Genomic DNA, 19,648 nt, shown 5'->3' with positions numbered 1-19,648 from the left:
GTGCTGTTCGGGTTCTCCGAGCTATCGCTACGGAGCGTGACGGTACGGGGATTGCGACAAGTGGTCAAGTGTTGCCGTCCACGAGGTCCGGCACCCACGTGTGGCTTGTCCCCATTTCTCCGGGCTGACCAGCAGGTCAGGACCGGCGGCGGGCAGCCCGGTGACCGCTGGTAACGTGGCGTGAAGCCCCGGTCCGGGCCCCGCGCGGGCCGGCCGGAGCAGACCAGACGTCCTTTAACGACCCGTCCCGTGAGGCGGGGAAGGAGGTCCGCCGTGGCCTACCCACCGGCTGCCCACTCGTCGCCGCCGCGACAACCCTCGGTGAAGGTGATCCTCGCCGCAGCGGACGTGTCGCGGGTGGTCGACCGCATCGCCCACCAGATCCTGGAGAAGACCCAGGGCGCCGCCGACACCGTGCTGCTGGGCATCCCCACCCGGGGCGTGCCGCTGGCCCACCGCCTGGCGGCCCGGATCAGCACCTTCGAGGACGTCACCGTCCCGGTCGGCGTGCTCGACATCACGCTCTACCGCGACGACCTGCGCCGGCACGCCACCCGCGCGGTCGGCCCGACCGACCTGCCACCCGGCGGGATCGACGGCAAGCGGGTGATCCTCGTCGACGACGTGCTGTTCTCCGGCCGTACCGTGCGGGCCGCGCTGGACGCGCTCAGCGACGTCGGCCGCCCGGCGTCCGTGCAGCTCGCGGTCCTGGTCGACCGCGGCCACCGCCAGTTGCCGATCCGCGCCGACTACGTCGGCAAGAACATCCCCACCGCGCTGGCCGAGAACGTCAAGGTCACCCTCGCCGAGACCGACGGCGCCGACGAGGTCAAGTTGTACGGGGGTTCGCTCGCATGATCCGGCACCTGCTCTCCGGCGCCGACCTGGACGCCGGCACCGCCACCCTGGTCCTGGACACCGCCGCGGAGATGGCGACGGTGGCCGGGCGTGAGGTCAAGAAGCTGCCCGCGCTGCGCGGGCGCACCGTGGTCAACCTCTTCTACGAGGACTCCACCCGGACCCGGATCTCGTTCGAGGCGGCCGCCAAGCGGCTCAGCGCCGACGTGATCAACTTCTCCGCCAAGGGCTCCAGCGTGGCCAAGGGGGAGAGCCTGAAGGACACCGCGCTCACGCTCCAGGCGATGGGCGCGGACGCGGTGGTCGTCCGGCACCCCGCCTCCGGCGCACCGCACCGGCTCGCCGAGTGGGTCGACGGGTCGGTGGTCAACGCCGGTGACGGCACCCACGAGCACCCCACCCAGGCGCTGCTCGACGCGTACACGATGCGGGCCCGGCTGGGCCGGCTCGACGGCCTGCACGTGGCGATCGTCGGCGACGTGCTGCACTCCCGGGTGGCCCGCTCGAACGTGCTGCTGCTGTCCACGCTCGGCGCGAAGGTCACCCTGGTCGGCCCGCCCACGCTCATCCCGGTCGACATCGCCGCCGCCCTGGCGCCCGGCACCGACGTCTGTTACGACCTCGACACCGTTCTCCCAGGTGTGGACGTGGTGATGATGCTGCGGGTGCAGCGCGAGCGGATGGGTGACTCCTACTTCCCGTCGGCCCGCGAGTACGCCCGCCGCTACGGGCTCGACGGGCCGCGCATGCGCCGGCTGCCCGAACACGCGATCGTCATGCACCCCGGACCGATGAACCGGGGCATGGAGATCACGCCCGAGGTGGCCGACTCGTCCCGCTCCACCATCGTCGAACAGGTCGCCAACGGGGTCTCCGTGCGGATGGCCGTGCTCTACCTGCTGCTCGGAGGGAACAACCGGTGACCGCGTACCTCATCACAGGCGTCAGTGTGGTCGGCGGCGAGCCGACCGACCTGCTCATCCGCGACGGCGTGGTGGCCGGGACGGGCCGCGGGCTCGCCGCGGACGACGCCACAGTCATCGACGCGACCGGCCTGGTCGCGCTGCCCGGCCTGGTCGACCTGCACACCCACCTGCGCGAGCCCGGCCGGGAGGACGCCGAGACGGTCGAGTCCGGCTCCCGGGCGGCGGCGCTCGGCGGCTACACGGCGGTGTGCGCGATGGCGAACACCTCGCCGGTCGCCGACACCGCGGGCGTGGTCGAGCAGGTCTGGCGGCTCGGCCGGGAGGCCGGCCTGGTCGACGTGCAGCCGATCGGCGCGGTCACCGTCGGGCTGGCCGGCGAGCGCCTGGCCGAGCTGGGCGCGATGGCCGACTCCGCCGCCGCGGTGCGGATCTTCTCCGACGACGGCCACTGCGTGTCCGACCCGCGGCTGATGCGCCGGGCGCTGGAGTACGTCAAGGCGTTCGACGGCGTGATCGCCCAGCACGCCGAGGAGCCCCGGCTCACCGAGGGCGCGCAGATGCACGAGGGCGAGGTGTCCACCCGCCTCGGCCTGACCGGCTGGCCGGCCGTCGCCGAGGAGGCGATCATCGCCCGGGACGTGCTGCTCGCCGAGCACGTCGGCAGCCGCCTGCACGTCTGCCACGTCTCCACCGCCGGCAGCGTCGAGGTGCTGCGCCAGGCCAAGGCGCGCGGGGTACGGGTCACCGCCGAGGTGACGCCGCACCACCTCCTGCTGACCGACGCCAAGGCGGAGAGCTACGACCCGGTCTTCAAGGTCAACCCGCCGCTGCGTACCGCCGCCGACATCGCCGCGCTGCGGGAGGCGCTGGCCGAGGGCGTGATCGACATCATCGCCACCGACCACGCGCCGCACGCCGTGGAGGACAAGGAGTGCGAGTGGGCGTACGCCCGGCCGGGCATGCTCGGCCTGGAGACGGCGCTGTCGATCGCGCTCGACGTGTTCGGCCCCCGCTGGGACCTGATCGCCGAGCGGATGTCCCGCACGCCGGCCCGGATCGCCGGGCTGACCGGGCACGGCCTCGACCCGGCGCCCGGCGTACCGGCCAACCTGACCCTTGTCGACCCGGCCGTCCGCCGCGTCATCGAACCGGCGGAGCTGGCCAGTCGCAGTCGCAACACCCCGTACGCCCGCATGACGCTGCCGGGTCGCATCGTGGCGACCTTCCTGCGCGGCGAGCCGACGGTCCTGGACGGAAAGGCTGTTAAGTGAGCGCGAGGAACGCAGCGGAGCGGAGTCCCGCAGTCGCGAACGAAAGGCGGGCACAGTGAAGCGACGGCCTGCAATTCTCGTCCTCGAGGACGGGCGCACGTTCCACGGTGAGGCGTACGGCAGCGTCGGGGAGACCTTCGGCGAGGCGGTCTTCAACACCGGCATGACCGGCTACCAGGAGACGCTCACCGACCCCTCGTACCACCGGCAGGTGGTGGTGCAGACCGCGCCGCACATCGGCAACACCGGCGTCAACGGTTCCGACGACGAGTCCGACCGGATCTGGGTGGCCGGGTACGTGGTGCGCGACCCGGCCCGGATCAGCTCCAACTGGCGGGCCACCGGCGGCCTGGAGGACCGGCTCGCCGCCGAGGGCGTCGTCGGCATCAGCGGCGTGGACACCCGGGCGCTGACCCGGCACCTGCGCGAGCGCGGTGCGATGCGGGTCGGCATCTCCAGCGTCGAGGACGACCCGGCCGCCCTGCTGGAGCGGGTCCGCCGCTCGCCGCAGATGGTCGGTGCGAACCTGTCCGACGAGGTGACCACCGCCAAGCCGTACGTCGTGCAGGCGCAGGGCGAGCACCGGTTCACGGTGGCCGCGGTGGACCTGGGCATCAAGCGCAACGTGCCGCGCCGGCTCGCCGCCCGCGGCGTCACCACCCACGTGCTGCCCGCCGGGTCGACGATCGAGGACCTGCTCGCGACCGGCGCGGACGCTGTCTTCTTCTCACCCGGCCCGGGCGACCCGGCGACCGCCGACGGCCCGGTGGCGCTGGCCCGGGAGGTGCTGGCCCGGCGGATCCCGCTGTTCGGCATCTGCTTCGGCAGCCAGATCCTCGGCCGGGCGCTCGGCTTCGGCACCTACAAGCTGGGGTACGGCCACCGCGGCATCAACCAGCCGGTGCTCGACCGGGCCACCGGCAAGGTCGAGGTGACAAGCCACAACCACGGCTTCGCGGTGCAGGTGCCGGGTGCCGGGGACGGCGCCGTGGTGCCGGATCAGGTGATCCAGACCGAGTTCGGCGGTGTCCAGGTGTCACACGTCTGCCTCAATGACAACGTGGTCGAGGGGCTGCGGGCCGTGGACGTGCCCGCCTTCACCGTCCAGTACCACCCGGAGGCGGCGGCCGGCCCGCACGACGCGGACTACCTCTTCGACCGCTTCGCCGAACTGATCGAAGGCGGAAAGAATGCCTAAGCGGACCGACCTCAAGCACGTCCTGGTGATCGGCTCCGGGCCGATCGTGATCGGACAGGCCTGCGAGTTCGACTACTCCGGCACCCAGGCCTGCCGGGTGCTGCGCAGCGAGGGGATCCGGGTCAGCCTGGTCAACTCGAACCCGGCGACGATCATGACGGACCCGGAGTTCGCCGACGCCACGTACGTCGAGCCGATCACGCGTGAGTTCGTCGAGCTGGTCATCGCCAAGGAGCGCCCCGACGCGCTGCTGCCGACGCTCGGCGGGCAGACCGCGCTGAACACCGCTGTCGCCCTGCACGAGGCGGGCGTGCTGGAGAAGTACGGCGTCGAGCTGATCGGCGCGAACATCGAGGCGATCAACCGGGGCGAGGACCGGCAGCTGTTCAAGGAGATCGTCGCGAAGGCCGGCGTACGGCTGGGCCTGGACGATCCGTCGGCGCTGGTGCCGCGGTCGCGGGTCTGCCACTCGATGGACGAGGTCCGCGAGACGGTCGCCGACCTGGGCCTGCCGGTGGTCATCCGGCCGTCGTTCACCATGGGCGGCCTCGGTTCCGGGATGGCGCACACCGACGAGGACCTGGAGCGCATCGCCGGGTCCGGCCTGGCGGCCAGCCCGGTGCACGAGGTGCTCATCGAGGAGAGCGTGCTCGGCTGGAAGGAGTACGAGCTCGAACTGATGCGCGACCGCCACGACAACGTGGTGGTGGTCTGCTCGATCGAGAACGTCGACCCGATGGGCGTGCACACCGGCGACAGCGTCACCGTCGCCCCGTCGATGACGCTCACCGACCGGGAGTACCAGCGGCTGCGTGACCTCGGCATCGCGGTGCTGCGCGAGGTCGGTGTGGACACCGGCGGCTGCAACATCCAGTTCGCGGTGAACCCGGCCGACGGCCGGATCGTCGTGATCGAGATGAACCCGCGGGTGTCGCGTTCCTCGGCGCTGGCGTCGAAGGCCACCGGCTTCCCGATCGCGAAGATCGCCGCGAAGCTCGCCATCGGCTACACGCTCGACGAGATCCCCAACGACATCACGCTGAAGACGCCCGCGGCGTTCGAGCCGACGCTCGACTACGTGGTGGTGAAGATCCCCCGGTTCGCGTTCGAGAAGTTCCCCGGCGCCGACCCGGAGCTGACCACCACGATGAAGTCGGTGGGCGAGGCGATGAGCCTGGGCCGCAACTTCACCGAGGCGCTGAACAAGGCGATGCGCTCGATGGAGACCAAGTCATCCGGTTTCTGGACCACTCCGGACCCGGAGGGCGCGACGAAGGAGAACACCCTCGCGGCGCTGCGCACGCCGCACGACGGCCGGCTCTACACGGTCGAGCGGGCGCTGCGCCTCGGCGCGTCGATCGCCGAGGTGTCCGAGGCCTCCGGCGGCATGGACCCGTGGTTCCTGGACCAGATCGCCTCGCTGGTCGAGCTGCGCGCCGAGATCGTGGACGCGCCGGTGCTCGACGCCGCACTGCTGCGCCGCGCCAAGCGGGCCGGCCTCTCCGACCGGCAGCTCGCCGCGCTGCGTCCCGAGCTGGCCGCCGAGGACGGCGTCCGGACGCTGCGGCACCGTCTCGGCGTCCGGCCGGTCTACAAGACGGTGGACACCTGCGCGGCCGAGTTCGAGGCGACCACGCCGTACCACTACTCGACGTACGACTCGGAGACCGAGGTGGCGCCCTCGGCTCGGCCGAAGGTGCTCATCCTGGGCTCCGGGCCGAACCGGATCGGTCAGGGCATCGAGTTCGACTACTCGTGTGTGCACGCGGTGCAAGCGTTGCGGGACGTGGACTATGAGACCGTCATGGTCAACTGCAACCCGGAGACCGTCTCCACCGACTACGACACCGCCGACCGGCTCTACTTCGAGCCGCTGACGTTCGAGGACGTGCTGGAGGTCTGGCATGCCGAGGACTCCTCCGGCAAGGAGGCGGGCGGCCCCGGCGTCATCGGGGTGATCGTGCAGCTCGGCGGGCAGACCCCGCTGGGCCTGGCGCAGCGGCTCAAGAACGCCGGCGTGCCGATCGTGGGCACCTCCCCGGAGTCGATCCACCTGGCCGAGGAGCGCGGCGCGTTCGGCGCGGTGCTGGCCCGGGCCGGGCTGCGCGCGCCCGCGCACGGCATGGCCACCTCGTACGACGAGGCGAAGGCGATCGCCGACGAGATCGGGTACCCGGTGCTGGTCCGCCCCTCGTACGTGCTCGGCGGGCGTGGCATGGAGATCGTGTACGACGACGCCACACTGCGCGACTACATCGGCCGGGCCACCGCCATCTCGCCGGACCGCCCGGTGCTGGTGGACCGGTTCCTGGACGACGCCATCGAGATCGACGTGGACGCGCTCGTGGACGCCGACGGCGACGTCTACCTGGGCGGCGTGATGGAGCACATCGAGGAGGCCGGCATCCACTCCGGCGACTCGTCGTGCGCGCTGCCGCCGATCACCCTGGCCGGCTCGCACCTGGCCCAGGTGCGGCACTACACCGAGCAGATCGCCCGCGGCATCGGGGTACGCGGTCTGCTCAACGTCCAGTACGCGCTGCAGGGCGACATGCTCTACGTGCTGGAGGCCAACCCGCGCGCCTCCCGGACCGTACCGTTCGTCTCGAAGGCCACCGCGGTGCCGCTGGCGAAGGCGGCGGCCCGGATCGCGCTCGGCGCCACCGTCGCGCAGTTGCGCGCCGAGGGGATGCTGCCGCCCACCGGCGACGGCGGCACCATGCCGGCCGACGCGCCGATCGCCGTCAAGGAGGCGGTGCTGCCGTTCAAGCGGTTCCGCACTCCGTCCGGCAAGGGCATCGACGTGCTGCTCGGCCCGGAGATGAAGTCCACCGGCGAGGTGATGGGCATCGACACCGGCTTCGGGCAGGCGTTCGCCAAGTCGCAGGCCGCCGCGTACGGGTCGCTGCCCACCGCCGGGAAGATCTTCGTCTCGGTCGCCAACCGGGACAAGCGCGGCATGATCTTCCCGATCAAGCGCCTGGCCGACCTGGGCTTCGAGATCGTGGCCACCACCGGCACGGCCGAGGTGCTGCGCCGGCACGGCATCGCCTGCGAGCAGATCCGTAAGCACTACGAGTCGGGGGAGGGCGCGGACGCGGTCTCGCTGATCCTCGGCGGCGACGTGGCGCTGGTGGTGAACACGCCGCAGGGCTCCGGCGCGAGCGCCCGTTCCGACGGGTACGAGATCCGCAGCGCGGCGGTGAGCGTGGACATCCCGTGCGTCACCACGGTTCCCGGCGCCGCCGCCGCGGTCATGGGCATCGAGGCCCGCATCCGCGGCGACCTGAAGGTCCGCCCCCTGCAGGACCTGCACGCCGCCCTGCGGGCGGGCGAGTGACAGCGCGCCTGAACGCGCCGATCATGAGGTTGGCGGCGGATTTGGAGATCCACATCGCCGCCAACCTCATGATCAACGGGGAGGCCGGGGAGGCCGGGGAGGCCGGGGAGACCGGGGAGACCGGGGAGACCGGGCGGGCCGGGCGAGGGGGCGCGGCGTGATCTTCGAGAAGGTGGTGCGGCCCCGGTTGTTCTCGCTCGCGGGCGGGGACGCCGAGGGGGCGCACGAGTGGACGCTGGCGCGGCTGGCCGCGGTGTCCCGCCGACCGGCGGTCCTCGCGGCGCTGCGTGCGGCGTACTTCCGGTCGGCGCCGCGCACCGTGTTCGGGGTGCGCTTCCCCAACCCGGTCGGGCTGGCGGCCGGCATGGACAAGAACGGACTCGCGTTGCCGGCCTGGCCGGCGCTGGGCTTCGGCTTCGTCGAGGTCGGCACCGTGACCGCGCACGCCCAGCCGGGCAACCCCCGGCCCCGGCTGTTCCGGCTGCGCGACAGCGAAGCCGTGATCAACCGGATGGGCTTCAACAACGCCGGTGCCGAGGCGCTGGCGGACCGGCTGGCCGCGTTGCCGCGCCCGCTCGGCGTGCCGCTGGGCATCTCGCTCGGCAAGTCCAAGGTGACCCCGCTGGACGAGGCCGTCGAGGACTACCTCGCCTCGTACCGGGCGCTCAAGGACCACGGCGACTACTTCGCGGTCAACGTGTCCTCACCGAACACTCCCGGGCTGCGGTCGCTTCAGGACCGATCCCATCTGGACGCCCTGCTCGCCGCGCTGGTGGGGGAGAAGCCGGTGCTGGTGAAGATCGCCCCGGACCTCACCGAGCCGGCCGTGGCCGAGCTGCTGGAGGTGTGCCTCGACCGGGGCGCGGCCGGGGTCATCGCCACGAACACCACGCTCGCCCGTGACGGGCTCGCCCCGGCCGACCGGGAGCGCGCCGCCGAGGCCGGCGGGTTGTCCGGCCGGCCGCTGACCGCCCGGGCCCGGGAGATGGTCGCGTTCGTGCACCGGGAGACCGGCGGCCGGCTGCCGGTGATCGGCGTGGGCGGCATCCTGCACCCGGACGACGCGACACGCATGTTCGACGCCGGCGCCGCCCTGCTCCAGCTCTACACCGGCTTCATCTACCGCGGCCCCGCCCTGACCCGGGCCATAACAACCCGAACCACCCGACCCTGACCCACCCACCCCCACCCCCACCCCACCCCCGCACCCGCACCCGCACGATCTTGCACCTTCGGCCCCGGCACACCGCCCATTCCGGACGCAGCCGGGGCACCAACTGCAAGATCGCGGGGGAGAGCGGGGGAGGGGGAGCGGGGGAGGGGAGGGGTGGGAGGGGAGGGGTGAAGGAGGAGGAGACGTGACGCCTGAGGAGATTCTGGAAGCCGACCGGCGGCACGTGTGGCACCCGTACGCCGCGATGCCTCCCGCCGGCGCGCCGTACGTGGTCGAGAGCGCCGCGGGGGTGCGGCTGCGGCTGGCGGACGGGCGGGAACTGGTCGACGGCATGTCGTCGTGGTGGGCGGCGATCCACGGCTACCGGCACCCGGCGCTCGACGCCGCGGTGACCGACCAGCTCGGCCGGATGAGCCACGTGATGTTCGGCGGGCTCACCCACGAGCCCGCGGTACGCCTGGCGCGCACGCTCGTCGAGCTGACCCCGGACGGCCTGGAACACGTCTTCCTGGCCGACTCCGGCTCGGTCAGCGTCGAGGTCGCGGTGAAGATGTGCCTGCAGTACCAGCGTGCCCGGGGACGCCCGCAGCGCCGCCGGCTGGGCACCTGGCGGGGCGGCTACCACGGCGACACGTTCCACCCGATGAGCGTGTGCGACCCGGAGGGCGGCATGCACCACCTCTGGGGCGACGTGCTGCCCCGGCAGGTGTTCGCACCGGTGCCGCCGCCCGGCTTCGACGCGGCACCGGACCCGGCGTACGAGGCGGCGCTGGTGGACGCGGTGGAGCGGCACGCCGACGAGCTGGCCGCGGTGATCGTGGAGCCGGTGGTCCAGGGCGCCGGCGGGATGCGGTTCCACCACCCGCACTACCTTCGCGTGCTGCGCGAGGTGACCCGGCGGCACGGCATCCTGCTGGTGTTCGACGAGATCGCCACCGGCTTCGGCCGGACCGGCCGGATGTTCGCCGCCGAGCACGCCGGTGTCGCACCGGACGTGCTCTGCGTCGGCAAGGCGCTCACCGGCGGGTACCTGACGCTCGCCGCGGCGCTGTGCACGCCCGAGGTGGCGCGGGCGATCTCCGCCGACGGGGTGCTGGCGCACGGGCCGACTTTCATGGGCAACCCGCTCGCCTGCGCCGTCGCCAACGCCTCCCTGGACCTGCTGCGGGCCGGGGACTGGGCGGGACGCGTGGCGGGCATCGCCGAGGGCCTGCGGGCCGGTCTGGAGCCGCTGCGGGATGCGCCCGGCGTGGCCGACGTCCGCGTGCTCGGCGCGATCGGGGTGGTGCAGCTCGACCACGAGGTGGACCTGCCCCGGGCGACCGCCGCGGCGGTCGCGGAGGGGGTGTGGCTGCGCCCGTTCCGGGATCTCGTCTACACGATGCCGCCGTACGTCTGCGACGCCGCGGACGTGGCGCGGATCGCGGCCGGAGTGGCCGCGGCGGTCAAGGCCGGCTGAGCCCGGCCGGATACGACAGGGCGCGACGGAAGGCCCGTCGCCGGACACGCCAGGCGGCCCGGAGCCGCCGGGAGAGGGAGAGACGTGATGGAGACGTTCGGCGCCCGCCTGCACCGGGCTGTGGCGGAACGAGGGCCGCTCTGCGTGGGCATCGACCCGCACCCCGGGTTGCTGACCGCCTGGGGCCTGTCCGACGACGTGGCGGGCCTGGAGCGGTTCTGCCGCACGGTGGTGGAGGCGATCGGCGACCGGGTCGCCGTGGTGAAGCCGCAGTCGGCGTTCTTCGAGCGCTTCGGCGCCCGCGGTGTCGGTGTGCTTGAGTCAACTATCCGACAGTTGCGAGATTTGGGAGCGCTCACTCTGCTTGACGTGAAGCGCGGCGACATCGGCTCGACGGTCGCCGCGTACGCGTCGGCGTACCTCGATCCATCCAGCCCCCTGTATGTCGACGCGGTCACCGCGAGCCCCTACCTGGGAGTAGGTTCGCTCGCCCCGATGTTCTCCACCGCCGCCGAGCACGGCGGCGGGGTCTTCGTCCTGGCGCTCACCTCCAACCCGGAGGGTGCCTCCGTGCAGCGCGCCGTGGGCGCCGACGGGCGCACCGTCGCGCAGACCGTGATCGACGAGATTTCCCAGCTCAACAGGGGTGCGGAACCACTCGGCAGTTTCGGGCTGGTGGTCGGGGCGACGATCGGTGAGACGGGTCACGATCTGGACTCGGTGAACGGTCCGCTGCTCGCGCCGGGGCTGGGCGCACAGGGTGGAACGCCCGCCGGGTTGCGTACCGTGTTCGGCGCCGCGCTGCCGTCGGTGCTTCCCTCGTACTCCCGGGAGGTGCTCGGCGCGGGCCCCGACCCGGCCGACCTGCGGGCCGCCACCGAGCGGGTGCTGGCCGACTGCCGGGCCGCCCTGGGCGCGGCGGACTGACTGACGGCTCGGTCACTTTGGGTTGATCATCGCGCGTCCACGTTGCCGAAATCTCCGTTGACCGCTAGTTTTCCCCGCGCTGGGAACCACGGACCCCTTTGGTTGCCAGCGACACCACGTTTCACAGATGCGGTGGGGCGCTCAGCCCGCCGTACTAGGGACCTGAGGAGAACTGGTGCCGCTCCCGTCACTGACCCCCGAGCAGCGCGCTGCCGCGCTGGAGAAGGCCGCGGAGATCCGCAAGGCCCGCGCTGAGCTGAAGGAGCAGCTCAAGCAGGGCAAGACCACCCTCGCCACCGTCCTCGAGCGGGCCGAGTCCGACGACGTCGTGGGCAAGCTGAAGGTTTCGGCCGTGCTCCAGGCGATGCCGGGCATCGGCAAGATCCGGGCCACCCAGATCATGGAGAAGCTCAAGATCGCCGACAGCCGTCGTCTGCGCGGCCTCGGCGAGCAGCAGCGCAAGGCTCTGCTCGGAGAGTTCGCCGCCAACTGAACGGCCCGCCGTGTAGAAACAAGCGGTGAGCACGGATGACGAGGCGCGCTCGGCGGCTCGGCTCACTGTCCTGTCCGGTCCCTCCGGGGCCGGTCGGAGCAGTGTCGTCGAGGCGGTCCGGGCGCGCCTTGCGTCTGTCTGGGTGCCGGTGGTCGCCACCACCCGCCCACCCCGTCCGGACGAGTGCGACGGCGTCGACCGCGTCTTCCTCGACGCGCCCGGCTTCGACCGGCTGATCGCCGCCGGGGAGCTGCTGGAGTGGTGCCGGATCGGGCCCTACCGCCGGGGGGTGCCCCGGGCCGGGGTGCGGACGCGGCTCGCCGAGGGCCGGCCGGTGCTGCTGCCGCTGGACCTGGGCGGCGCCCTGGCGGTACGGGCGGCGGCGCCCGGCGCCCGGCTGGTGCTGCTCGCGCCGCCTGCGTACCGGGCGGACCCGGACGTCGCGGCCGTCTTCGCCCACGCCGTGGCACACGACCACACCGAGCGCGCCGCGGCGGAGCTGGTAGGATTGCTCGGTTCGTCCTTCCTGGCTCCGGCCCGACCGCCCGCGGGCGGCGCACGAGACGCAGAGGTTTAATTCGTGGGATCCATCGCCACCAACCCCGAGGGCATCACCAACCCGCCGATCGACGAGCTGCTCGAGAAGACCACCTCGAAGTACGCGCTGGTCATCTTCGCCGCGAAGCGCGCCCGGCAGGTGAACGCCTACTACAGCCAGCTCGGTGAGGGTCTCCTGGAGTACGTCGGCCCGCTGGTGGAGACCACCCCGCAGGAGAAGCCGCTCTCCATCGCCATGCGCGAGATCAACGCGGGCCTGCTCACCGCCGAGCCGACCGACCAGCCGTAACCACGCCCGCGCCGATGCCCGCCGAGATCGTCCTCGGGGTCGGCGGCGGCATCGCCGCCTACAAGGCGTGTGAGCTGCTCCGGCTCTTCACCGAGTCGGGTCACCGGGTCCGGGTGGTGCCGACCGCCTCGGCGCTCCGCTTCGTCGGGGCGCCGACCTGGGCGGCCCTGTCCGGCCGGCCGGTCGCCGACGACGTCTGGTCCGACGTGCACGAGGTGCCGCACGTGCGGCTCGGGCAGCACGCCGACCTGGTCGTGGTCGCACCGGCCACCGCCGACCTGGTCGCCAAGGCCGCCCACGGCCTGGCCGACGACCTGCTCACCAACACGCTGCTGACCGCGCGCTGCCCGGTGCTGCTGGCCCCGGCCATGCACACCGAGATGTGGGAGCACCCGGCGACCGTGGCGAACGTGGCCACGCTGCGCTCGCGCGGCGTCCGCGTGATCGAGCCGGCGGTGGGCCGGCTCACCGGGCGGGACACCGGCAAGGGCCGGCTGCCCGACCCGGCGGAGATCTTCGCGGTGGCCCGCCGGGCCCTGGCCCGCGGCGTCGAGGCCGAGGCCGACCTGGCCGGCCGGCACGTGGTGGTCACCGCCGGGGGCACCCGCGAGCCGCTGGACCCGGTCCGGTTCCTGGGCAACCGGTCGTCCGGCAAGCAGGGGTACGCGTTCGCCCGCGCCGCCGTCGCCCGGGGCGCCCGGGTCACGCTCGTCGCGGCCAACGTGGCGCTGCCCGACCCGGCCGGGGTGGACCTGGTCCGGGTGGGCACGACCGAGGAACTGCGCGCCGCCACGCTCGCGGCGGCAGCCGACGCGGACGCCGTCGTGATGGCCGCCGCGCCCGCCGACTTCCGGCCCGCCAGCTACGCCAGCGGGAAGATCAAGAAGTCCGACGACGGCGTCGCGCCGACCATCGAGCTGGTCACCAACCCGGACATCGCCGCCGAGCTGGGGCGCGTCCGCCGTCCCGGGCAGGTGCTGGTGATCTTCGCGGCCGAGACCGACGACGCGGAGGCCAACGGCCGGGCCAAGCTGGCCCGCAAGAGGGCCGACATGATCGTGGTCAACGAGGTCGGCGTGGACAAGGTCTTCGGCGCCGACACCAACGCGGCCACCGTGATCGGTGCCGACGGTGCCGTGCACCGGCTGCCCGAGCAGCCCAAGGAGGCCCTGGCCGACGCCGTCTGGGACCTCGTCTGTCCGCGGCTGCCGTCACGTTCCTGACGGTTGGTCGACCCGCGTTCATCGGGTCACGGCGGAACGACGGTGACTAAACTGCCGCCGAGCGACCTTTAAAAGTCTTCACATGCTTAGGAGTGCCGTGACACGTCTCTTCACGTCCGAATCGGTCACGGAGGGCCACCCGGACAAGATCGCCGACCAGATCAGTGACGGCATTCTCGACGCCCTGCTCGCCCAGGACCCGCACAGCCGGGTCGCGGTGGAGACGTTGATCACCACCGGTCAGGTGCACGTGGCCGGCGAGGTGACCACCAAGGCGTACGCCGACATCCCGACCATCGTCCGCGAGACCATCCTCGGCATCGGCTACGACTCGTCGAAGAAGGGCTTCGACGGCGCGTCCTGCGGCGTCAGCGTGTCCATCGGCGCGCAGTCGCCGGACATCGCCCAGGGCGTCGACAACGCGTTCGAGCTGCGTACCGGCGGCTCGGAGAGCGCGCTGGACGCGCAGGGCGCTGGCGACCAGGGCATGATGTTCGGCTTCGCCTGCTCCGAGACGCCCGAGCTGATGCCGCTGCCGATCGCGCTGGCGCACCGGCTGGCCCGCCGCCTCGCCGCGGTCCGCAAGGACGGCACGATCCCGTACCTGCGGCCGGACGGCAAGACCCAGGTCACCATCGAGTACGACGGGCTGCGCCCGGTCCGGCTCGACACCGTCGTCGTGTCCAGCCAGCACGCCGCGGACATCTCGCTGGAGTCGCTGCTCACCCCGGACATCCGCGACCACGTCATCGCCCCGGAGCTGGAGGGCCTCGGCCTGGACACCGAGGGCTACCGGCTGCTGGTCAACCCGACCGGGCGGTTCGAGATCGGCGGCCCGATGGGTGACGCCGGCCTGACCGGCCGGAAGATCATCGTGGACACGTACGGCGGGTACGCCCGGCACGGCGGCGGCGCGTTCTCCGGCAAGGACCCGTCGAAGGTCGACCGGTCGGCCGCGTACGCGATGCGCTGGGTCGCCAAGAACGTCGTGGCCGCCGGGCTGGCCGAGCGGTGCGAGGCGCAGGTCGCGTACGCGATCGGCAAGGCGCACCCGGTGAGCCTGTTCATCGAGACGTTCGGCACCGAGACCGTGCCGGTGGCCTCGATCGAGAAGGCCGTGGCCGAGGTGTTCGACCTGCGGCCCGCCGCCATCATCCGGGACCTGCACCTGCTGCGCCCGATCTACCAGCAGACCGCCGCGTACGGCCACTTCGGCCGGGAGCTGCCGGAGCTGACCTGGGAGGGCACCGACCGGGCCGCCGACCTCAAGTCGGCCGCGGGAGCCTGACCACCACCACGCGCCGCGACCGGCGACCCGCACCGGGGTCGCCGGTCGCGCGCGTCTGCGTGGACGTGCCGCTGCCGCACCTCGACCGCCCGTTCGACTACCTGGTGCCGGAGGCGCTCGACGCCGACGCCCGGCCCGGGGTGCGGGTGAAGGTGCGCTTCGCCGGGCAGCTCGTCGACGGCTGGCTGCTGGAGCGCGCCGAGTCGTCCGAGCACCCGAAGCTCGCGTACCTGGAGAAGGTCGTCTCCCCGGTGCCGGTGCTCTCCCCGGAGGTGGCCCGGCTGGCCCGCGCGGTCGCGGACCGGTACGCCGGCAGTCTCGCCGACGTGCTGCGGCTGGCCGTGCCGCCCCGGCACGCCCGCGCCGAGAAGGCCGTCACCGCCGTGGCCGCGCCCGACGGCAGCCCTGCCGACGGCAGCCCCGCGTCCGCGGACGGCACCGCGCCCGACGGCGTACCGGCCGAGGCCGCCGACGCCGACGCCCGGCCGGGTGGCCGGGCGGAGGTGGACCCGCGCGGCTGGCGGGACTACCCGGCCGGTCCGGCGCTGCTGCGCGCGCTCACCGACGGCAAGCCCGCCCGCGCGGTCTGGTCGGCGTTGCCGGGGGAGGACTGGGCCGACAGGTACGCCGACGCGGTCGCCGCCACGGTGGCCGGCGGCCGGGGCGCGGTGGTCGTGGTGGCCGACGCCCGCGACCTGGACCGCCTCGACGCCGCCCTGACCGCGGTGCTCGGCGCGGGGCGGCACGTCCGGCTCACCGCCGCCGACGGTCCGGCCCGCCGCTACCGGGCCTTCCTCACCGCCCGCACGGGCGAGGTGGACGTGGTGATCGGCACCCGGGCGGCGATGTTCGCCCCGGTGCGGCGGCTCGGCCTGGTGGCGATCTGGGACGACGGCGACGACCTGCACGCCGAACCGCGCGCGCCCTACCCGCACGCCCGCGACGTGCTGCTCACCCGGGCGCAGCTCGGCGACATCGCCGCGCTGGTCGGCGGGTACGCCCGGACCGCCGAGGCGCAGTTGCTGGTGGAGACCGGCTGGGCGCGCGAGGTGGTGGCCGACCGGGCGGTGGTGCGCGCGCGTACCCCGGCCCTGGCCCCCACCGGCGACGACCCGCAACTGGCCCGCGACCCCGGCGCGGCCTCGGCGCGGCTGCCGAGCCTGGCCTGGACCACCGCCCGGGACGCGCTGCGCGCGGACCTGCCGGTGCTGGTGCAGGTGCCGCGCCGCGGGTACGTGCCGTCGGTGGCCTGCGCCGACTGCCGTGCCCCGGCCCGCTGCCCGCACTGCGCCGGGCCGCTCGCGCTGCCGTCGGCGCAGGGCACGCCCGCCTGCCGCTGGTGCGGTCGGGTGGCCGCCGCGTACGCCTGCCCGGAGTGCGGCGGGCGGCGGCTGCGCGCCTCGGTGACCGGTGCCCGGCGGACCGCCGAGGAACTGGGCCGGGCGTTCCCCGGCGTGCCGGTGCGCACCTCCGGGCGGGAGGAGGTGCTGGCGAGCGTGCCGGGCGGAGCCGGGCTGGTGATCGCCACACCGGGCGCCGAGCCGGTCGCCGAGGGCGGATACGGCGCGGTGCTGCTGCTGGACTCGTGGGCGCTGCTGACCCGGGCCGACCTGCGGGCCGGCGAGGAGGCGCTGCGGCGGTGGATGGCCGCCGCCGCGCTGGCCCGGCCCGGTACGGCAGGTGGCCGGGTGGTGGTGGTCGCCGACGGCGCGCTGGCCCCGGTGCAGGCGCTGCTGCGGTGGGACTCCGCCTGGTTCGCGGCCCGGGAACTGGCCGAGCGGCGGGAGCTGGGCTTCCCTCCGGCGGTACGGATGGCGAGCGTCACCGGCGTGGCCGAGGCGGTGGCCGACCTGCTCGCCGGCGCCCGGCTGCCGGGCGACGCCGAGGTGCTCGGCCCGGTGCCGGCCGACGAGGGCCGGGAGCGGATGCTGGTCCGCGTGCCCCGGTCCCGGGCCGCCGCGATGGCCGAGGCGCTGCACGCCGCCGCCGGGCAGCGCAGCGCCCGCAAGGCGGCCGACCCGGTACGGCTCCAGGTCGACCCGCTCACCCTGTTCTGATCGGACGCGTCCGCGTGACAGTGCGCACGCGGACCCTCGCGCACGGTCGTGACCTGGGGTTTGCCGCACACCTGGTCCGGCAATCGAGTAGCGGGCGGTGATAGCATCGCCCGTCATGCCCAGCCGCGCGGTTTTCCCGCGCGGGACGCGGCGCGGCGGGTGCCAGAGCACGTCGGGCCGACACGGATTCGATGTCGTCAGTCAGCCGGTGAGCAGGGGTGGACCAGTCGTGACCGTTCGTCAGTCGATCGTCTTCAACGGTGACCTCGGCAGTGGCAAGAGCACCGTCTCGGTCGAGATCGCCAAGCGGCTCGGGCTGCGCCGGGTCAGCGTCGGCGACCTCTACCGCCAGATGGCCCAGGAGCGGCAGATGACCGCCCTCCAGCTCAACCTGCACGCCGAGCTGGACCAGGCCGTCGACGGGTACGTCGACCAGCTTCAGCGCGACATCGCCGCCTCCGGCGAGTCCCTGGTCATGGACTCCCGGCTGGCCTGGCACTTCTTCACCGACGCGCTCAAGGTGCACATGATCACCGAGCCGACCGAGGCGGCCCGGCGCGTGCTGGCCCGCCCGTCCGGCCCGGCCGAGAGCTACACCTCGCTGGAGGAGGCGCGGGCCAAGCTGCGCGAGCGCAGCGAGAGCGAGCGCGGCCGGTTCATCGTCCGGTACGGCGTCGACAAGGCCCGCCTGCGCAACTACGACCTGGTCTGCGACACCACCCGGGCCGACCCGGAGCAGGTCATCCAGCACGTCATCGACGTCTACGAGGGCCGCCTCGGCGCGGACGTGCTGCGGGCCGGCCGGCCGCTGCTGCTGCTCGACCCGAACCGGGTGTACCCCACCGAGGACGTGTCGACGCTGCGCGGCCTCTGGGACGCCGACGCCGCCGCCGGGGCGGCCGACAGCGACGGTGAGCCGGAGCCGCTGAGCATCGGTTACACCGGCGAGTACTTCTTCGTCGTCGACGGGCACCGGCGGCTCAGCGCCGCGGTGCGCGCCGGCCTGCCGATGGTCGCGGCCCGCCTGGTCGCCGAGGTGGACGAGCCGGTGGTCGGCGGGATCAGCGCCGTCGACTTCTTCACCGCGCAGGCCCGCCCGGGGCTCATCCACGACTGGGAGGACGCGCACGGCATCACGCTGCCGCTGCCGGAGCACGCGCTGCTCGGTGGCGGCCCGGTGCTCGCCGGGGAGCCGGGCGCCGGGGCCTGACCGCCGGGGACACCGCCACCTCGCCGGTGCGGGTTCACCCGATCCGGCGGGCCGGAGCATGATGAAGGCCTCCGATGCCTGGGGAGGCGGAATCGTGGATCCGACCGACGCGCTCGCGCTGCTGATGTCCCCCGAGGGTCGTCTCGACCCCTACCCGACGTACGAGCGGCTGCGCGCGCACGGCCCGGTGGTCCAGGCCGGGCCGGTCCTCTACGTGGTCACCGGCTACGCCGAGGCCGACGCGATCCTGCGCGACTCGCGCTTCGGTGTGATGGACGACGCGCTGCGCGACCAGTTCATGCCGGGCTGGCGGGAGAGCCCGGCGGTGCTGTCGATCTCCCGGTCGATGCTGCGCACCAACCCGCCCGACCACAGCCGGATGCGCCGGCTGGCCGCTGGCGCGTTCACCCCGCGCCGGATCGCCGCCATGCGCGACGTGGTGCGGGCGCAGGCCGACGAGCTGGTCGACGCGATGCTCGGCGCCGACGGGCCGGTCGACTTCATGGCCGCGTTCGCGTACCCGCTGCCGGTCGGCGTGATCTGCGCGCTGCTCGGCGTGCCGGTGGCGGACCGGCCGCTGTTCCGGCGCTGGGCCACCGACCTGACCGGTGTGCTCGAACCGGAGATCACCGCCGACGAGCTGGCGGTGGCCGACCGCGGCGCGACCGAGCTGCGGGACTACTTCACCGAGCTGGTGGCGGCCCGCCGCCGGGCCCCGGCCGACGACCTCACCACCGCGCTGGTCCAGGCCCACGACGGCGGCGACCGGCTCTCCGGCGACGAACTGCTGGCCAACCTGATCGTGCTGCTGGTGGCCGGTTTCGAGACCACCACCAACCTGCTCGGCAACGGCCTGGTGGCGCTGCTGGAGCATCCGCGCGCCGCGGCGGCGCTGCGCGACCGGCCCGACCTCGCCCCCGCCTACGTCGACGAGCTGCTGCGCTACGACTCGCCGGTGCAGCTCACCTCGCGGATGAGCACCGCGTCGTCCCGCTACGGCGACGTCGACCTGCCGCCGGAGAGCTGGGTCATCGTGCTGCTCGGCGCGGCCAACCGTGATCCCCGCCGCTATCCCGATCCGGCCCGCTTCGACCCGTGGCGGGCGCAGATCGCGCCGCTCTCATTCGGCGCCGGGCCGCACTACTGCCTCGGTGCGGCGCTGGCCCGGCTGGAGGCGCAGGTGGCGTTCCCGCTGCTGCTGCGCCGGCTGCCCGCGCTGGCGGTGGCGGGCCGGCCCGAGCGGCGGGTCCGGCTCACCCTGCGTGGTCACGCCACGCTGCCGGTGACCGTGGGGCGGGAGGCGGCCCCGGTCACCGTTCCCGGTACGCGACCCGGGGCGGCCGGGCCGACTCCGTAGACTGGACGCGCATCGTTCGA

17 protein-coding genes are annotated in these 19,648 nt (G+C 73.5%); all 17 read left to right on the top strand.

The annotated features are described in order from the left end of the window. Positions 1 to 273 precede the first annotated feature (273 nt). Positions 274 to 858 carry a bifunctional pyr operon transcriptional regulator/uracil phosphoribosyltransferase PyrR gene (gene pyrR, locus SM452_RS09385; protein WP_262015727.1) on the top strand — a complete coding sequence of 195 codons (585 nt, stop codon included), beginning with the start codon at positions 274 to 276 and terminating at the stop codon, positions 856 to 858. Beyond that, complete coding sequence (locus SM452_RS09380) at positions 855 to 1,781, top strand: aspartate carbamoyltransferase catalytic subunit (RefSeq protein ID WP_262015726.1); 927 nt, start codon at positions 855 to 857, stop codon at positions 1,779 to 1,781. Before pyrR ends, SM452_RS09380 begins: the two co-directional genes overlap by 4 nt. Then, positions 1,778 to 3,055 carry a dihydroorotase gene (locus tag SM452_RS09375; RefSeq protein ID WP_262015725.1) on the top strand — a complete coding sequence of 426 codons (1,278 nt, stop codon included), beginning with the start codon at positions 1,778 to 1,780 and terminating at the stop codon, positions 3,053 to 3,055. Before SM452_RS09380 ends, SM452_RS09375 begins: the two co-directional genes overlap by 4 nt. Positions 3,056 to 3,110: 55 nt before the next feature. Continuing rightward, positions 3,111 to 4,253, top strand: a complete 1,143-nt coding sequence (gene carA / locus SM452_RS09370; protein ID WP_262015724.1) for a glutamine-hydrolyzing carbamoyl-phosphate synthase small subunit — start codon at positions 3,111 to 3,113, stop codon at positions 4,251 to 4,253. Further along, positions 4,246 to 7,593, top strand: a complete 3,348-nt coding sequence (gene carB, locus SM452_RS09365) for a carbamoyl-phosphate synthase large subunit (RefSeq protein ID WP_355510023.1) — start codon at positions 4,246 to 4,248, stop codon at positions 7,591 to 7,593. Before carA ends, carB begins: the two co-directional genes overlap by 8 nt. A 23-nt stretch (positions 7,594 to 7,616) precedes the next feature. Further along, positions 7,617 to 7,754, top strand: coding sequence for a hypothetical protein (locus SM452_RS09360; RefSeq protein ID WP_463839732.1), 138 nt, complete (start codon positions 7,617 to 7,619; stop codon positions 7,752 to 7,754). Continuing rightward, a complete protein-coding gene (locus tag SM452_RS09355; RefSeq protein ID WP_262015721.1) occupies positions 7,751 to 8,767 on the top strand; it encodes a quinone-dependent dihydroorotate dehydrogenase in 1,017 nt (338 codons plus the stop codon). The genes SM452_RS09360 and SM452_RS09355 overlap by 4 nt, the downstream gene beginning before the upstream one ends. A 184-nt stretch (positions 8,768 to 8,951) precedes the next feature. Continuing rightward, positions 8,952 to 10,226, top strand: coding sequence for an adenosylmethionine--8-amino-7-oxononanoate transaminase (locus SM452_RS09350; protein WP_262015720.1), 1,275 nt, complete (start codon positions 8,952 to 8,954; stop codon positions 10,224 to 10,226). Positions 10,227 to 10,313: 87 nt separating this feature from the next. Beyond that, complete coding sequence (gene pyrF / locus SM452_RS09345) at positions 10,314 to 11,153, top strand: orotidine-5'-phosphate decarboxylase (protein ID WP_355510014.1); 840 nt, start codon at positions 10,314 to 10,316, stop codon at positions 11,151 to 11,153. Between the two features lie 175 nt (positions 11,154 to 11,328). Further along, the gene (gene mihF / locus SM452_RS09340) at positions 11,329 to 11,646 is read left to right on the top strand and encodes an integration host factor, actinobacterial type (RefSeq protein WP_013285515.1); all 318 of its coding nucleotides are present in this window, start codon (positions 11,329 to 11,331) and stop codon (positions 11,644 to 11,646) included. Between the two features lie 25 nt (positions 11,647 to 11,671). Next, on the top strand, positions 11,672 to 12,223 hold the full coding sequence (locus tag SM452_RS09335; RefSeq protein WP_262015718.1) for a nucleoside/nucleotide kinase family protein: 552 nt from the start codon (positions 11,672 to 11,674) through the stop codon (positions 12,221 to 12,223). A gap of 3 nt (positions 12,224 to 12,226) precedes the next feature. After that, positions 12,227 to 12,493 carry a DNA-directed RNA polymerase subunit omega gene (gene rpoZ, locus SM452_RS09330; RefSeq protein ID WP_013285517.1) on the top strand — a complete coding sequence of 89 codons (267 nt, stop codon included), beginning with the start codon at positions 12,227 to 12,229 and terminating at the stop codon, positions 12,491 to 12,493. A 14-nt stretch (positions 12,494 to 12,507) separates the two neighbouring features. Beyond that, a complete protein-coding gene (gene coaBC, locus SM452_RS09325; protein ID WP_463839731.1) occupies positions 12,508 to 13,716 on the top strand; it encodes a bifunctional phosphopantothenoylcysteine decarboxylase/phosphopantothenate--cysteine ligase CoaBC in 1,209 nt (402 codons plus the stop codon). A 97-nt stretch (positions 13,717 to 13,813) separates the two neighbouring features. Further along, the gene (gene metK / locus SM452_RS09320) at positions 13,814 to 15,004 is read left to right on the top strand and encodes a methionine adenosyltransferase (protein WP_262015716.1); all 1,191 of its coding nucleotides are present in this window, start codon (positions 13,814 to 13,816) and stop codon (positions 15,002 to 15,004) included. Positions 15,005 to 15,063: 59 nt separating this feature from the next. Beyond that, positions 15,064 to 17,061, top strand: coding sequence for a primosomal protein N' (locus tag SM452_RS09315; protein WP_463839730.1), 1,998 nt, complete (start codon positions 15,064 to 15,066; stop codon positions 17,059 to 17,061). Positions 17,062 to 17,290: 229 nt separating this feature from the next. Continuing rightward, the gene (locus SM452_RS09310; RefSeq protein ID WP_262015714.1) at positions 17,291 to 18,271 is read left to right on the top strand and encodes an AAA family ATPase; all 981 of its coding nucleotides are present in this window, start codon (positions 17,291 to 17,293) and stop codon (positions 18,269 to 18,271) included. Between the two features lie 94 nt (positions 18,272 to 18,365). Beyond that, a complete protein-coding gene (locus tag SM452_RS09305; RefSeq protein ID WP_355510002.1) occupies positions 18,366 to 19,628 on the top strand; it encodes a cytochrome P450 in 1,263 nt (420 codons plus the stop codon). Positions 19,629 to 19,648 lie beyond the last annotated feature (20 nt).

It is taken from the genome of Micromonospora sp. SYSU B005, assembly GCF_055362685.1.
The sequence above is the reverse complement of the archived record's forward strand: the minus strand, read 5'-3'. Positions and strand labels throughout refer to the sequence as shown.

What these genes read in the sequence shown, in the direction of transcription:
- pyrF (WP_355510014.1), top strand. Translation starts at nt 10,314, where the DNA reads ATGGAGACGTTCGGCGCCCGCCTGCACCGGGCTGTGGCGGAACGAGGG.
- coaBC (WP_463839731.1), top strand. Translation starts at nt 12,508, where the DNA reads ATGCCCGCCGAGATCGTCCTCGGGGTCGGCGGCGGCATCGCCGCCTAC.
- carB (WP_355510023.1), top strand. Translation starts at nt 4,246, where the DNA reads ATGCCTAAGCGGACCGACCTCAAGCACGTCCTGGTGATCGGCTCCGGG.
- SM452_RS09360 (WP_463839732.1), top strand. Translation starts at nt 7,617, where the DNA reads ATGAGGTTGGCGGCGGATTTGGAGATCCACATCGCCGCCAACCTCATG.
- SM452_RS09380 (WP_262015726.1), top strand. Translation starts at nt 855, where the DNA reads ATGATCCGGCACCTGCTCTCCGGCGCCGACCTGGACGCCGGCACCGCC.